The organism is Streptomyces caelestis, from assembly GCF_014205255.1.
Classification (GTDB): Bacteria; Actinomycetota; Actinomycetes; order Streptomycetales; family Streptomycetaceae; genus Streptomyces; species Streptomyces caelestis.
The window spans coordinates 993,575-1,009,000 of sequence record NZ_JACHNE010000001.1 but is presented as its reverse complement, the minus strand read 5'-3'; the positions used below and the strand labels follow the sequence as shown (position 1 = coordinate 1,009,000).

The following is a 15,426-nucleotide window of genomic DNA, read 5'->3' as shown; positions in this document are numbered from 1 at the left end:
GATGCACACCGACCTCGTGGCCGCGCTCGACATCGGCGGTACCAAGATCGCCGGCGCTCTGGTGGACGGTCAGGGACGGATCCTGGTCCGCGCCCAGCGGCCGACGCCCGCCCGGGAGGACGGCGACACCGTGATGCGGGCCGTGGAGGAGGTGCTCGGCGAACTCACCGGGTCGCCGCTCTGGGAGCGGGCCACGGCCGTCGGGATCGGCAGTGCCGGTCCGGTGGACAGGCCGGCGGGCACGGTCAGTCCGGTGAACGTGCCCGGCTGGCGCGACTACCCGCTCGTCGGGCGCGTCCGGGCCGCGGCCGGGGGCCTCCCCGTCGAACTGATCGGCGACGGGGTGGCGATCACGGCGGCCGAACACTGGCAGGGCGCCGCCCGCGGCCACGACAACGCGCTGTGCATGGTCGTCTCCACGGGCGTCGGCGGCGGACTGGTGCTCGGCGGCCGGCTGCACCCCGGCCCCACGGGCAACGCGGGCCACATTGGCCACATCAGCGTGGACCTCGACGGCGATCTGTGCCCGTGCGGCTCGCACGGCTGCGTGGAGCGCATCGCCAGCGGCCCCAACATCGCCCGGCGCGCCCTGGAGAACGGCTGGCGGCCCGGTCCCGACGGCGACACGTCCGCCGCCGCGGTGGCCGCCGCCGCCCGGGCCGGCGACCCGGTCGCCGTCGCCTCCTTCGAGCGGGCCGCCCAGGCCCTGGCCGCCGGGATCGCCGCGACCGCGACCCTGGTGGAGATCGACATCGCCGTGATCGGCGGGGGAGTGGGCAAGGCGGGCGACATCCTGTTCGCCCCCCTGCGCAAGGCCCTGAGCGGCTACGCGACGCTGTCCTTCGTCCGGCACCTGACCGTGGCCCCGGCCCAGATGGGCACCGACGCCGGGCTGGTGGGCGCGGCGGCGGCAGCACTGGAGAGGCGGACGGACACGGCCGCGGCGGGAGTGTGAGACGGAGCAGGAACGTTCAGGCGGGACATCTCCGGCGCGCGGCCCGTTCCTGAGCGCGGCGCGTTCCCGGCCTGCGCGTTCCTGAGCCCGGCGCTCTCCTGATGCGGAGGGAACCACTCCGACGCCGGCGCCATCTGGTCCGGCGTGGGTGTCGGGATGTTGTTCTTCGGGCTCGCCTTCATGGGCGGATGGGCGGCGGCGGCCGGCGCGCTGGTGTACGCCGTCGTCACGCTCGTCCGCATCCGGTCGGAGGACTGGACGCGGCGCCACGGACACCCCCTGGCGCGGCTGCTGGTGCCGACGCCCACGTTCCTGCGCTTCGATGTGACCCTCGCCGTGACGGCCCTGCTGGCCGACCTGTGGCTCGTGTCGACGGCCATCGTGTTCGGGGCGGACGGCGTCTTCACCGAGGACTGGATGGGCTACCCCGGCATGATGGACCTCACCGGGCGGGGCTATCAGGCCGCCGTGGTGAGCGCGCTGCGCACCACGGCGTGGTGGACCTGCGGGATCGCGGTCCTCGGCCGGTGCTGGATCACGGCCGGCGTGCAGGTGTGCCTCCTGCCGCCCGCCGCGTGGTGGATCGGAACGTTCGACACGTACTACACCTGACGGGCACCGGTACACCTGACGGGCACTGGTCCGGGGTGCCGGGCTCTCCCTCGAAAAGCGCCCGAATGTCCGTGCGATGTGACACGATCGCGCCTGTGAGCAGCAGACCCGCCCCGGCGCAGCGCCTGCGCGACCTCGCCCTCCTGCGCCGGGTCAAGGACCGGATCGACCGGGAGTACGCACGGCCTCTGGACGTCGAGGCGCTGGCCCGGGGGGTGCACATGTCGGCCGGGCATCTCAGCCGCGCGTTCAAGCTCGCCTACGGAGAGTCGCCGTACAGCTACCTCATGACACGCCGCATCGAGCGCGCCATGGCGTTGCTGCGCCGTGGGGATCTCAGCGTCACCGAGGTGTGTTTCGAGGTCGGCTGCTCGTCGCTGGGCACCTTCAGCACCCGCTTCACCGAACTGGTCGGCATGCCGCCCAGCGCATACCGGCGCCAGGCGGTCCTCGCCACCGCGGGAATCCCGTCGTGCGTGGCGAAACAGGTGACCAGACCGATCAGGAATCGAGAAGCGCCCGGCCCGGGCCGAAACTAGCGTGATGGCCATGGACCTCACCATTCACGCCAGCTTCCTTCCGCACGACGACCCGGACGCCGCCCTGGCGTTCTACCGCGACACCCTCGGCTTCGAAGTCCGGGGCGACGTCGGGTACGAGGGGATGCGCTGGATCACGGTCGGCCCGGCCGGCCAGCCCGGCACGAACATCGTGCTGCATCCGCCGGCCGCGGACCCCGGCATCACCGAGGACGAGCGCAAGACCATCGCCGAGATGATGGCCAAGGGCACCTACGCCAGCATCGTCCTGGCCACCCGCGACGTCGACGCCGTCTTCGAGCGGGTGCAGGCGGGCGACGCGGAGGTGGTCCAGGAGCCCATGGACCAGCCCTACGGCGTTCGCGACTGCGCCTTCCGCGACCCCGCGGGCAACATGGTCCGCATCCAGCAGCTCAAGCCGTGACGGCGCGGTAGCAGCCTGCCCACGGATCCGTACGCAACACCCCCGCGCCGCACCTCCGGGCGGGCGCGGGGCACCAGATCGCCCGACCGCGGCAGCCCCGCCCGACAGATGGAGACCGATGAGCATGGCCACGAGGACGGACAGACAGTCGTCCGGGCCGCACGTTGCCGACAGCCACGATGTGATCCGCGTGCACGGCGCGCGCGAGAACAACCTCAAGGACGTCAGCATCGAGATCCCCAAGCGCCGGCTGACGGTGTTCACGGGCGTTTCCGGCTCGGGCAAGAGCTCGCTCGTGTTCGACACCATCGCCGCGGAGTCGCAGCGGCTGATCAACGAGACCTACAGCGCCTTCCTGCAGGGCTTCATGCCGAACCGGGCCCGGCCCGAGGTCGACGTGCTCGACGGGCTGACGACCGCGATCGCCGTGGACCAGCAGCGGATGGGCGGCGACCCCCGTTCCACGGTCGGCACCGCCACCGACGCCAACGCGATGTTGCGCATCCTCTTCAGCCGACTCGGCAAGCCGCACATCGGCCCGCCCAGCGCGTACTCCTTCAACACCGCCTCCGTCCGGGCGAGCGGCGCGATCACCGTCGAGCGCGGTGCCAAGACCAAGGCCCAGAAGGCGACCTACGAGCGCACCGGCGGCATGTGCAACCGCTGCGAGGGCCGCGGCAAGGTCTCCGACATCGACCTCACCCAGCTCTACGACGACTCCAAGTCGCTGTCCGAGGGCGCGTTCACCATCCCCGGCTGGAAGTCGGACAGCCAGTGGACCGTGCAGCTCTACGCCCAGTCGGGCTTCGTCGACCCGGACAAGCCGATCCGCGAGTACACCAAGAAGGAGCTGCACGCCTTCCTCTACGGGGAACCGGTCAAGATCAAGGTCAACGGCATCAACCTCACCTACGAGGGGCTGATCCCCAAGATCCAGAAGTCCTTCCTGTCCAAGGACAAGGAGGCGATGCAGCCGCACATCCGGGCGTTCGTGGAGCGGGCGGTCACCTTCACCGTCTGTCCCGAGTGCGACGGCACCCGGCTGAGCGAGGGCGCCAGATCCTCGAAGATCGACGGCATCAGCATCGCCGACGCCTGCGTGATGGAGATCAGGGACCTGGCCGAGTGGGTCCGGAAGCTCTCGGAGCCCTCCGTGGCGCCGCTGCTCACCGCGTTGCAGGGGACGCTCGACTCGTTCGTGGAGATCGGTCTGGGCTATCTCTCGCTCGACCGGCCGGCGGGCACGCTGTCGGGCGGTGAGGCGCAGCGCGTGAAGATGATCCGCCACCTCGGCTCCTCGCTCACCGACGTCACCTACGTCTTCGACGAGCCGACCATCGGCCTGCACCCGCATGACATCCAGCGGATGAACGACCTGCTGCTGCGGCTGCGGGACAAGGGCAACACGGTGCTCGTCGTGGAGCACAAGCCGGAGATGATCGCGATCGCCGACCACGTCGTCGACCTGGGCCCCGGTGCAGGCACGGCGGGCGGCACCGTCTGCTTCGCGGGCACGGTCGAGGGGCTGCGAGCCGCGGACACCGTCACCGGCCGTCATCTCGACGACCGGGCCACTCTCAGGGAGACGGTCCGCAAGGCCACCGGCGCGCTGGAGATCCGGGGCGCGTCGGCGAACAACCTCCGGGACGTCGACGTCGACATCCCGCTCGGGGTGCTCACCGTCGTCACCGGTGTCGCCGGCTCCGGCAAGAGCTCCCTGCTGCACGGGTCGATCCCCGCCGACGCGAGGGTCGTCTCGGTGGACCAGAGCCCGATCAAGGGCTCGCGGCGCAGCAATCCCGCGACCTACACCGGGCTGCTCGACCCGATCCGCAAGGCGTTCGCGAAGGTCAACAGCGTGAAGCCGGCCCTGTTCAGCGCCAACTCCGAGGGGGCCTGCCCGACCTGCAACGGCGCCGGGGTCATCTACCTCGACCTGGGCATGATGGCCGGCGTCGACACCCCCTGCGAGGACTGCGAGGGGAAGCGGTTCCAGGCCTCGGTGCTGGAGTACCACCTCGGCGGCCGTGACATCAGCGAGGTGCTCGCGATGTCGGTGGCCGAGGCCGAGGAGTTCTTCGGCAGCGGCGAGGCCCGCACCCCGGCCGCGCACAAGATCCTGGAGCGGCTCGCCGACGTCGGGCTCGGCTACCTCACCCTCGGCCAGCCGCTCACCACCCTCTCCGGCGGCGAGCGGCAGCGCCTCAAGCTGGCCACGCACATGGCGGAAAAGGGCGGCGTCTACGTCCTCGACGAGCCGACCACCGGTCTCCACCTCGCGGACGTGGAGCAGTTGCTCGGCCTGCTCGACCGGCTCGTCGACTCCGGCAAGTCGGTCGTCGTCATCGAGCACCACCAGGCGGTCATGGCCCACGCCGACTGGATCATCGACCTCGGCCCAGGCGCCGGCCACGACGGCGGCCGGATCGTCTTCGAGGGCACACCGGCCGACCTCGTCGCGGCCCGCTCCACCCTGACCGGGGAACACCTCGCGGCCTACGTCGGCGCCTGACGCGGGTCCCCGGGAACGGCCGTGAGGCCGTTCCCGGGAACCGATGAATCTGTAGATAAGCCGCAAAACGGTCGAATAACGACACGATTCGAGGGCACTCCGTCTCCTGAACACCCCCCACAGAACGGAGCCGCTGATGATCGTCAAGAAGATGCACGCGATGGGCGTCCGCAGCGAACACGCCTACATGGCCGCCATGGCGTCCGTCGGCCTCAGCGTCGTCGCCTGGATGGGCTCCCTGAGGATGGAAGCCGGCACCGGCCTCGCCCGTGCCGACCGCTGGGGAATCTTCATCGGCGAATGGGCACCCACCTTCTTCGGTCTGGGTCTCGCCCTGTCCCACTACGAGCAGCACGACGGCACTCTCACCGCCGACGTCCACGAATTCCGGCAGACGCAGAAGGCGAGCTGAACGGCCTACTCCGGCGAGCGTCCGGCGCCGCTTCCGCGCACCCTGGTGCCATGGCGTCCGTGAAACCCGTCGTGGTCTACCCGCCCGCCGCGGACGGTGGCCGGCGAGTACGCGTGGACGACCAGTTCCTCGGAATCGCGTACGGGCTGCTGGACATCGCCGAGTTCCTGCGGCGGGCGGGGATCGAGGACGCGGACGAGGCCTACGTGGCGGCGTCCGGGCTGATCGAGTGGCGCGGCGGCGGCCCCGGCGCCTGGGGCGCCGATCCGGACGGCGATCCGGCGTGAAGCACCTGCTTCGCCCGGTCGGGTCCGGGTGCGTGACCCCGCGGTGGGTCCGGCAGTTGAGCCGGGCATGAAGAAGCGCAGCATGCTCGCCATCGCCTCCCTCGCCACCGGCTTCGTCGTCGCGGCGGTCACCCCGTCGCACGCCCTCGGGGAGGGCCTCGGCACCCCTAACGTGGACGAGACCCTCCGCACCCTTCCCGAGACCGTCGCCAAGGACAGCCTGTCCCTGGACAGGGAGGACGGCGCCCAGGAGAAGGAGAAGGGCTGACGGTCCGCCCGTCCCCGGCCCACGGCGCCGGCGCTCCCGACCGAGGGAGCGTCGGCGCCGTCGTCATGCGCCCTCAACTGCGGCTGGTTTCCGTGGCAGGGTGGAGCGGGCAAGCCTCAGGGGGCCAACAGAAGAGGGGGACCTGTGACCGTCGTCTGGATCAACGGCGCGTTCGGTGCGGGGAAGACCACCACCGCACAGGAACTGATCGAACTGATCCCGAACAGCACGCTCTTCGACCCGGAGGTCATCGGCGGAGCGCTCCGGTATCTGCTGCCGGCCAAACACCTCGCCGAGGTCGGCGACTTCCAGGACCTGCCGATCTGGCGCCGGCTCGTGATCGACACGGCCGCCGCGATGCTCGCCGAGCTCGGCGGCACCCTGGTGGTCCCCATGACCCTGCTGCGCCAGGAGTACCGCGACGAGATCTTCGGCGGCCTGGCCGCCCGCAGGATTCCGGTCAGCCACATCCTGCTCGCTCCGGCCGAAACGATACTGCGGGAGCGGATAGCGGGCCGCGAGGTTCCGCGGGACCTGCCCGACGGCGAGATGCGAATACGCCAGTGGTCCTTCGACCACATCGAGCCGTACCGGGCCGCACTCGCCTCCTGGCTCACCGCCGACGCCCACCCGGTCGACACCAGCGACCTCACGCCCTACGAGACCGCGGCCCGGATCGCCGAGGCCGTCACCAGCGGCTCCGCGCCCGTCTGCGACATCGTGCAGACCCCCGAGCCCACCGCCGAGACACTGGCCGCCGGTGTGCTCCTCTTCGACGAGCAGGACCGGGTGCTGCTCGTCGACCCCACCTACAAGGCCGGGTGGGAGTTCCCCGGCGGGGTCGTCGAACCCGGTGAGGCCCCCGCACGCGCCGGTGTGCGGGAGGTGGCCGAGGAGACCGGCATCCACCTCGACGAGGTGCCGGGCCTGCTCGTCGTCGACTGGGAGCGCCCCTCGCCCCCCGGGTTCGGCGGACTGCGGCTCCTCTTCGACGGCGGCAGCCTCGACTCCACGGAGGCCGGACGGATGCTGCTGCCCGGGCCGGAGCTGCGCGACTGGCGGTTCGTCACCGAGGAGGAGGCCGCCGACCTGCTGCCACCGGTGCGCTACGAGCGACTGCGCTGGGCCCTGAGGGCACGCGAACGCGGAGCGGCCTTCTACCTGGAAGCCGGGGTGCCGGTCGGCTGACGCCGAGCTGTCCGTGCGTGCCCTTTACCCGGCGCGGGCGATTCCGAGGGAAAAGCAAAAGGAAACGTCCACGGACGTAGTGCCAATCGCTGCCCAAGGAATCCCCCGCAATCCTCCACGCGGCGGGTAATCACATTCCCCACTCTTGTCAACACTTTTCCATGACCGCAAACAATCCCTTTTCTGGCCCCTGCTCGGCTTGACCGGACTCGCACGGCATTGCGAAAGTCCGCAGAGTCTCACGGCGGTGATTGCAGCCGCCACTCAATTTCCTTGCCTCAGGGGCAGATCCGGGATGTCCGTACGATGACCACGCAACACCAGCCGGCCGACGCCGGCGGCGGCACCGCGCTGCTGGCCGAGCCGTCGACGCAGGACCCCAGAACCGGCGGCACGGTCGTCGCCGGCCGCTCACCGGCCCGCATGGCCTGGAAGCGGATCAGGCGGGACAAGGTCACCACGGCCGCTCTGGCGGCCACCCTCCTGTTCATCGTGATCGCGCTGCTCGCGCCGGTCCTCACCGCGCTGACCAGTTGGGGACCGATCACCCCCGACAACAAGGCGATCAACCCCGACACGGGCAACTTCCCCTACGGATCGCTGGGCGGCATCAGCGCCCAGCACCTCCTCGGCGTCGAACCGGGCACCGGCTACGACCTGTTCGCCCGCATCGTCTACGGCCTGCGCACCTCCCTCTACGTGGGTTTCGCCTCGGCCGTGCTGTCCACCGTCGTCGGTGTCGTAGCAGGGCTCGCGGCCGGCTACTTCGGCGGCTGGGTCGACTCCCTGCTGTCCCGGGTCATGGACGTGATGCTGGCGTTCCCGCAGCTGCTGTTCATCATCGCGCTCACCCCCGTGATCCAGAACGCGCTGCAGACCAACACCCACGGCGGCACCGACGAGAACCTCCGGCTGTTCGTCCTGGTCCTCAACATCGCCGTCTTCGCCTGGGCCTACACCGCCCGTCTGGTGCGCGGACAGGTCCTGTCCCTGCGCGAGCGGGAGTTCGTCGACGCCGCGCGGCTGATGAGCGCCGGCCGGCGGCACATTCTCTTCCGGCAGCTGCTGCCCAACCTGTGGGCGCCGATCCTGATCTCCTTCGCCCTTGCCGTCCCGCAGAACATCACCACCGAGGCGGCCCTGTCGTACCTGGGCGTCGGCGTCATCCCGCCCAACCCCGACTGGGGAGCCCTGCTGTCGGACGCCTCCCAGTTCTTCCTCCAGGACCCGATGTACCTCTTCGTACCCGGTGTCCTGCTCTTCCTCCTGGTCCTGGCGCTCAACCTCCTCGGGGACGGCGTCCGGGACGCCCTGGACCCCCGCGCCCGGCGCGGCTGACAAGCCACCCCCCGAGTGTCGGCCCGGCGGCCCCACGAAAGGCCGCCGAGCCCGTAGCAAGAAACGGAGTTTCCTCAATGACGCGCAGCACGCGCAGATCGCGCACGGTCGCTCTCACGGCCTCCGCCGTGGTGATCGCCCTGGGGGCCACCGCATGCGGAGGGTCCTCCAGTGACAGTGGCAGCGGCGCCCCCGGCAAGGGCGGCACCCTGACCGTCCTGGACAAGGCGGACTTCGACCATCTCGACCCCCAGCGCGTCTACACGACCGAGGGCTCGAGCATGGACCAGGAGATCGTCCGCGACTTGACCGGCTGGGACGAGACGGGTTCCCAGCCGAAGCTGGTCGGCGACCTCGCCACCGACACCGGAACGCCGTCCAAGGGCGCCACCGTCTGGACCTTCCACCTCCGACACGGCGTCAAGTACCAGGACGGCACCGAGGTCACCGCACCGGACGTCAAGTACGGCGTCGAGCGCTTCTTCTCCTCCGACATCAACGGCGGCCCGCCCTACGCGGCCCAGTGGCTCGTCGGCGGCGCCGGCTACAAGGGCCCGTACCAGGGCAAGGAGCTCAGCTCCATCCGGACGCCGGACAAGTACACGATCGTCTTCCACCTGAACCAGCCGGTGGCCGACTTCAACGAGACCACCGCGATGACCGGCTGGGCGGCTGTGCCCAAGGCCCACGACACCGGCTCGACGTACGACACCAAGGTCTGGTCCGACGGGCCGTACATGATCAAGTCGTACACCAAGAACAAGGAACTCGTCCTCACCCGGAACAAGTACTGGTCCCAGTCGACCGACCCGATCCGGCAGCAGAACGTCGACGAGATGGACGTGAAGTTCGGCCAGGACGAGGCCGCCATCGACCAGCAGATCAAGGCCGACGCCGGCACGGCCCAGACGTCGATCCAGCAGTGGCCGATCGCGGGCTCCGACTTGGCCCAGCTCGCCAACGACCCGTCCTTGAAGAGCCGTTACTACAAGATCCCCGCACCCGGCATCAACTACCTGGCCATCAACACCACCCGCGTCAAGGACCTGAAGGTCCGCCAGGCGATCGAGTACGCCATCGACAAGACGACGGTCCGCGGCGCCTTCGGCGGCTCGGCGTACGGCGACTATGCCACGACGATGCTGAGCCCAGGCATCGGCGGTTACCAGAAGTTCAACCTGTACAGCGCCAACCCGGCCGGCAACCTCGCCAAGGCCGAGGAACTGATGAAGCAGGCGGGCAACCCGAAGCCGACGATGTCGATCGCCGTGGAGAACACTCCCACCCAGGAGCACTTCGCCGACGCGGTGAAGACCGCGCTGGAGCACATCGGCATCCACGTCAACATCTCCCCGATCGACGCGGCGAACTACTTCAGCACCATCAACAACATCAAGAACCAGTACGACCTGACCTGGGGCGACTGGATCGCCGACTGGCCGAACGCCTCCACGGTGCTGCCCACCCTTTTCGACGGCCGGCTGATCAAGAAGAACCCGCAGGCCAACCAGGACTTGTCCTACCTGAACGACCCGAAGGCCAACGCGCTGATCGACAAGGCCGCCACGATGACCGACGTCAAGCAGCGCAACGCGACCTACGGCCAGTTGGACGAGCAGATCATGAAGGACGCCGCCGTGGTCCCGCTGATGTACATGAACTTCAGCGACATGTCCGGCTCCAAGGTCGGCGGAGTCATCTCCGACACGATCCTGGCCGAGCCGAGCCTGGTCCACGTCTACGTCAAGCACTGACGGACGCCATCCCTTCGAACCCCGCCGGCGGCCCCGGCCGCCGGCGGGCATCCCCCTCACGTCAGGTCCCGGCACCCCATGTTTCGTTACCTCATCAGACGCCTGCTGGCAGCGGCCGTGATCATGCTGGTGATCACCACGATCACCTTCTTCATCTTCTTCGCGCTGCCGTCCGACCCCGCACTCCTGGCCTGCGGAAAGACCTGCTCCCCGTCCCGCCTCGCGGAGATCAAGCACTCGCTGGGCCTGGACCAGAGCTCCCTGACGCAGTACTGGGAGTTCCTCAAGGGACTGGTCGCCGGCCGCGACTACGGCGACCAGAGCGTCCGCATCCACTGCGGCCCCCCCTGTCTGGGCGTCTCCTTCCAGACCGACACCCCCGTCCTCACCACCCTGCTGTCGGACTTCCCGGCGGACCTCTCCCTCGGTCTCGGCGCCGCGGTCGCGTTCCTGGTCCTGGGGGTCGGCCTCGGCACCGTCGCCGCGGTCCGCAGGGGCCGGGCCGCCGACAAGGCGGCGGTCGGACTGGCCCTGTTCGGTGTCTCGGTGCAGATCTACTTCATCGGACTGCTCCTGCTGTACCTCTTCGTCGACAGGTTCCAGATCCTGCCGACCTCCGGCTACACGTCGATCACCGAGGATCCGGCCGGCTGGTTCCAGGGGCTGATCCTGCCGTGGACCACCCTCGTCATCGTCTACCTCGCCATGTACACCCGGCTCACCCGCTCCTCCATGCTGGAGGTCTTCGCCGAGGACTACATGCGCACCGCCCGCGCCAAGGGCCTGCCGGCCGCCACCGTCGTCCTCAAGCACGGGCTGCGGGCCGCCATCACCCCGATCATCACCATCTTCGGCATGGACGTCGGCTCGCTGATCGGCGGCTCCGCGGTCATCACCGAGTCGGTGTTCGGCATCAACGGCATCGGCAAGCTCGCGGTCGACTCCGTCCAGAACTCCGACCTGCCCGTCATCCTCGGCACCACGCTCTTCGCCGCGACGTTCGTCGTCCTCGCCAACGTGGTCGTCGACCTGGTGTACGGCCTCGTCGACCCGCGCGTGCGCCTCGCCTGAGCCCTTCTTTCGTCCTTAGGAACACCCGTGTCCGTTCAGACCTCACCGCAGCCCGCGGACGTCACGCCCGCGCCCGCACCCTTCCTCGACGTACGCGACCTGAGGGTGCACTTCCCGACCGAGGACGGCCTCGTCAAGTCCGTCGACGGCGTCTCCTTCACCCTGGAGAAGGGCCGGACCCTCGGCATCGTCGGCGAGTCCGGCTCCGGCAAGTCGGTGACCTCACTGGCCCTGCTCGGACTGCACAAGGGCACCCGCGCCCGGGTCAGCGGCGAGATCCGGCTGGAGGGCAAGGAGCTCGTCGCCCTGCCCGAGGCCGAGATGCGTGCCCTGCGCGGCCGTACGGTCTCCATGATCTTCCAGGACCCGCTCTCCGCGCTGCACCCCTTCTTCACCGTCGGCTCCCAGATCGCCGAGGCCTACCGCGTGCACCACAGGGTCTCCAAGAAGGAGGCCAAGGACCGCGCGGTGGAGATGCTCAAGCGGGTCGGCATCCCGCAGCCCGAACGGCGGGTCAGGGACTACCCGCACCAGTTCTCCGGCGGCATGCGCCAGCGCGCCATGATCGCCATGTCGCTGGTCTGCGACCCCGCCCTGCTCATCGCCGACGAACCCACCACCGCCCTGGACGTCACCGTCCAGGCGCAGATCCTGGACCTGATCCGCGACCTCCAGGAGGAGTTCGGCTCCGCCGTCGTCATCATCACCCACGACCTGGGCGTGGTCTCCGACATCGCCGACGACATCCTGGTGATGTACGGCGGCCGCCGGATCGAGTACGGCACCACCCGCGACGTCCTCAAGCAGCCCCAGCACCCCTACACCTGGGGCCTGTTGCAGTCGATGCCGCATCTCACCGGCGACGTCGGCGAGCGGCTGAACCCCATCCCCGGCACCCCGCCGAGCCTGATCAACCTGCCGGACGGCTGCTCCTTCCACCCGCGCTGCGCCTACAAGGGCTGGGTCCCTCAGGGGCGTTGCACCGTGGAACGGCCCGAGCTGCGCCTGGTCCCCGGCACCGGAGGGCACCTCGCCGCGTGCCATCTCACCGACGAGGCCAAGCACGAGATCCGTGACGGCGGACGAAAGGGAGCATGACGTGAGCACCACCCAGTCCCTCACCGGGCCGGTCACCGACCGCCCCACCGGCGAGAACCTCCTCGAAGTACGCGGTCTCCAGAAGCACTTCCCCCTGCGCCAGGGCATCATCTTCCAGCGGCAGATCGGGGCCGTGCGAGCCGTCGACGGCATCGACTTCTCGGTCGGACCCGCCGAGTCGCTGGGCCTGGTCGGCGAGTCCGGCTGCGGCAAGTCGACCACCGGGCGCCTGGTCACCCGGCTGCTCGAACCCACCGGCGGCTCCGTCGTGTTCGACGGCGAGGACATCACGCACCGGCCTCCCGGGCGGATGCTTCAGGCCCGCCGCAACCTCCAGATGATCTTCCAGGACCCGTACTCCTCCCTGAACCCCCGGCACACCGTCGGCACCATCATCGAAACGCCCATGCGGCTCAACGGCATCAACCCGCCCCAGGGCCACAAGCGGCGCGCCCAGGAACTCCTGGAGACAGTGGGCCTCAACCCCGAGCACTACAACCGCTACCCGAACGAGTTCTCCGGCGGCCAGCGCCAGCGCATCGGCATCGCCCGCGCCCTCGCCCTGCGGCCGAAGCTGATCGTGGCCGACGAACCCGTCTCCGCGCTGGACGTCTCCATCCAGGCGCAGGTCGTCAACCTGCTGCAGGACCTCCAGCGGGAGTTCGGCATCGCCTTCCTCTTCATCGCCCACGACCTCGCCGTCGTACGGCACTTCTCCGAACGGATCGCCGTGATGTACCTCGGCAAGATCGTCGAGGTCGCCGACCGGGAGTCGCTCTACACCCGGCCACGGCACCCGTACACGCACGCGCTGCTGTCCGCCGTCCCCGAGGCCGATCCGGACGCCACCGAGCGGCGCGAGCGCATCCGGCTGGCCGGGGACGTGCCCTCACCGATCGACCCGCCCTCCGGCTGCCGCTTCCGTACCCGCTGCTGGAAGGCCCGGGACAGGTGCGCCACCGAGGAACCGCGGCTGGTCACCGCCGAAGGCAGCCCCGCGGGCCATCTCACCGCCTGCCACTTCCCCGAGGAACCGACGGTCGCGGCGCGCGCGGAGGACATCGTCCTCGACCCGGCGCTCACGGAGCTGAAGGGTCGTCCCTGACCGAAGTCCTAGGTGTGCTGTCCCGGGACGTTGGTGACAGGCGACACGCCTGGAGTGGTCCTTGAACGAGGCGAGGGCCTCTGGAGCTCGTGCAGGGGCCGCTCCCAGTCCTCGAACACCGGCGGCGGACCCGGGACCCCACCCCGTACGACGGGCGCGTCGAGCCGGTGGACCAGCACCTCGGCCCCGCTGAGCGCGGCGAACTCGCCCGCCCCGCCCGCGTGGTCCTCGTGGAAGTGGGTGAGCACGATTCGCCGTACGTCCCGCGGATCCCGGCCGAGCGCGGTCACCGCCTCGGCGATCGGGGCACCGGAACCCGCCGGGCCGGCGTCGATCAGCGTCAGCTCGCCGCGGTCGTCGCCGTCGCGCCACAGATAGGCCTGGCCGACGGGGAAACGCAGCAAGTGGAGGCGGGGGAGGAGCTCTACGACGTCCATGGGACGACCGTAGGCAAGGCCCCCGCCCGCGGCGAGGGCCTCTGCTGTGGGCAGAGCGGTCAGCTGACCGCGTAGTTGCGCAGGAACAGCGCCTCGGCCACCGACAGCCGTTCCAGCTCCTCGGGGGAGACGCTCTCGTTGACGGCGTGGATCTGGGCCTCCGGCTCGCTCAGCCCGATGAGCAGGATCTCCGCACGCGGGTACAGCGCGGCGAGCGTGTTGCACAGCGGGATGGAGCCGCCCTGGCCGGCGTACTGCATCTCCTGCCCCGGGTACGCCACCGCCATCGCGTCCGCCATGGCCTGGTACGCCGGGCTGGTCGTGTCGGCGCGGAAGGCCTGGCCCTGGCCGATCTGCTCGGTGCTCACCCGCGCGCCCCACGGCGTGTGCGCCTCCACGTGCGCCTGGAGCAGCTTGGTCGCCTCGGCCGCGTCCACGCCCGGCGGCACCCGCAGGCTGATCAGCGCCCGGGCGCTCGCCTGCACGGACGGGGTGGCGCCGACGACGGGCGGGCAGTCGATGCCGATGACCGTCACGGCCGGACGCGCCCAGATCCGGTCGGCGACCGACCCGGAGCCGATCAGCTCCACGCCGTCCAGCACCTTGGCGTCCTGCCGGAACCGCTCCTCGTCGTACTGGAGCCCCTCCCAGGCCGTGTCCCCGCCGAGCCCGTCGACGGTCGTCGAACCGTCCTCGGCGCGCAGCGAGTCCAGGACGCGGATCAGGGCGCCCAGCGCGTCGGGCGCGGCACCGCCGAACTGGCCCGAGTGCAGGTTGCCGGCGAGCGTGTCGACCTGCACGCGGACGAGGGTCATACCGCGCAGGGTGGAGGTGACGGTCGGCAGTCCGGCACGGAAGTTGCCGGCGTCGCCGATGACGATCGTGTCGGCCTCCAGCAGGTCCGGGTGCTCCTCCGCGTACCGCTCCAGGCCGCCCGTGGCCTGCTCCTCCGAGCCCTCGGCGATCACCTTCACGTGGACCGGTACACCGCCGTTCGCCTTCAGCGCGCGCAGCGCCAGCAGGTGCATGATGACACCGCCCTTGCAGTCGGCGGTCCCGCGCCCGTACCAGCGCCCGTCCCGCTCGGTCAGTTCGAACGGCGGGGTCGTCCAGCCGGCCTCGTCCAGCGGCGGCTGCACGTCGTAGTGCGCGTACAGCAGGACCGTCTTCGCGCCCTGCGGGCCGGGCAGGTAGCCGTAGACCGACTGCGTGCCGTCGGGGGTGTCGAGCAGGGCCACGTCCTGGAAACCCTCGGCGACGAGCGCGTCCACGACCCAGCGGGCGGCGCCCTCGCTCTCGCTCCTCGGGAACTGGTCGAAGTCCGCCACCGACCGGAAGGCCACGAGTTCGGTGAGCTCTTCCTTCGCCCTGGGCATCAGCGAGGCGACGGTCTCGGCGACCGGATTCGACGACATGGGCACGCTCC

Annotated in this window: 15 protein-coding genes and 1 pseudogene; 14 read left to right on the top strand and 2 right to left on the bottom strand. The window is 70.1% G+C overall.

The annotated features are described in order from the left end of the window. Window position 1: 1 nt before the first annotated feature. The 14 genes from HDA41_RS04480 to HDA41_RS04415 all read left to right on the top strand — a co-directional run bounded on the left by HDA41_RS04480 (window position 2) and on the right by HDA41_RS04415 (window position 13,563). On the top strand, window positions 2-955 hold the full coding sequence (locus tag HDA41_RS04480) for an ROK family protein (RefSeq protein WP_184980897.1): 954 nt from the start codon (window positions 2-4) through the stop codon (window positions 953-955). Between the two features lie 156 nt (window positions 956-1,111). Further along, window positions 1,112-1,567, top strand: a complete 456-nt coding sequence (locus tag HDA41_RS04475; RefSeq protein ID WP_184980895.1) for a hypothetical protein — start codon at window positions 1,112-1,114, stop codon at window positions 1,565-1,567. 65 nt (window positions 1,568-1,632) lie between these two features. Beyond that, on the top strand, window positions 1,633-2,106 hold the full coding sequence (locus HDA41_RS04470) for a helix-turn-helix transcriptional regulator (RefSeq protein WP_221511412.1): 474 nt from the start codon (window positions 1,633-1,635) through the stop codon (window positions 2,104-2,106). Window positions 2,107-2,116: 10 nt separating this feature from the next. Then, window positions 2,117-2,530 carry a VOC family protein gene (locus HDA41_RS04465; protein ID WP_184980891.1) on the top strand — a complete coding sequence of 138 codons (414 nt, stop codon included), beginning with the start codon at window positions 2,117-2,119 and terminating at the stop codon, window positions 2,528-2,530. A gap of 118 nt (window positions 2,531-2,648) precedes the next feature. Continuing rightward, on the top strand, window positions 2,649-5,042 hold the full coding sequence (locus HDA41_RS04460; RefSeq protein WP_184980889.1) for an ATP-binding cassette domain-containing protein: 2,394 nt from the start codon (window positions 2,649-2,651) through the stop codon (window positions 5,040-5,042). Between the two features lie 136 nt (window positions 5,043-5,178). Beyond that, on the top strand, window positions 5,179-5,454 hold the full coding sequence (locus HDA41_RS04455; protein WP_184980886.1) for a hypothetical protein: 276 nt from the start codon (window positions 5,179-5,181) through the stop codon (window positions 5,452-5,454). Between the two features lie 50 nt (window positions 5,455-5,504). Next, on the top strand, window positions 5,505-5,741 hold the full coding sequence (locus tag HDA41_RS04450; RefSeq protein ID WP_184980884.1) for a hypothetical protein: 237 nt from the start codon (window positions 5,505-5,507) through the stop codon (window positions 5,739-5,741). A 67-nt stretch (window positions 5,742-5,808) separates the two neighbouring features. Then, on the top strand, window positions 5,809-6,009 hold the full coding sequence (locus HDA41_RS04445; protein WP_184980882.1) for a hypothetical protein: 201 nt from the start codon (window positions 5,809-5,811) through the stop codon (window positions 6,007-6,009). A gap of 144 nt (window positions 6,010-6,153) precedes the next feature. Continuing rightward, a complete protein-coding gene (locus tag HDA41_RS04440; protein ID WP_184980881.1) occupies window positions 6,154-7,197 on the top strand; it encodes an NUDIX hydrolase in 1,044 nt (347 codons plus the stop codon). Window positions 7,198-7,503: 306 nt separating this feature from the next. Beyond that, window positions 7,504-8,535, top strand: coding sequence for an ABC transporter permease (locus tag HDA41_RS04435; protein ID WP_184980879.1), 1,032 nt, complete (start codon window positions 7,504-7,506; stop codon window positions 8,533-8,535). A 77-nt stretch (window positions 8,536-8,612) separates the two neighbouring features. Beyond that, window positions 8,613-10,289, top strand: a complete 1,677-nt coding sequence (locus HDA41_RS04430; protein WP_184980877.1) for an ABC transporter substrate-binding protein — start codon at window positions 8,613-8,615, stop codon at window positions 10,287-10,289. A gap of 78 nt (window positions 10,290-10,367) precedes the next feature. Next, on the top strand, window positions 10,368-11,360 hold the full coding sequence (locus tag HDA41_RS04425; RefSeq protein WP_184980875.1) for an ABC transporter permease: 993 nt from the start codon (window positions 10,368-10,370) through the stop codon (window positions 11,358-11,360). Window positions 11,361-11,387: 27 nt separating this feature from the next. Continuing rightward, window positions 11,388-12,458, top strand: a complete 1,071-nt coding sequence (locus HDA41_RS04420) for an ABC transporter ATP-binding protein (protein ID WP_184980873.1) — start codon at window positions 11,388-11,390, stop codon at window positions 12,456-12,458. 1 nt (window position 12,459) lies between these two features. After that, window positions 12,460-13,563 (top strand): ABC transporter ATP-binding protein, encoded by a 1,104-nt coding sequence (locus tag HDA41_RS04415; protein WP_184980871.1) that lies wholly within the window; start codon window positions 12,460-12,462, stop codon window positions 13,561-13,563. A gap of 86 nt (window positions 13,564-13,649) precedes the next feature. Here the strand turns inward: HDA41_RS04415 and HDA41_RS04410 are convergent. Both HDA41_RS04410 and HDA41_RS04405 read right to left on the bottom strand, forming a co-directional pair. After that, a pseudogene (locus tag HDA41_RS04410) lies at window positions 13,650-14,000 on the bottom strand (MBL fold metallo-hydrolase); the annotation flags it as partial. Between the two features lie 59 nt (window positions 14,001-14,059). Then, on the bottom strand, window positions 14,060-15,415 hold the full coding sequence (locus HDA41_RS04405; protein ID WP_184980869.1) for a dipeptidase: 1,356 nt from the start codon (window positions 15,413-15,415) through the stop codon (window positions 14,060-14,062). Window positions 15,416-15,426: the final 11 nt, after the last annotated feature.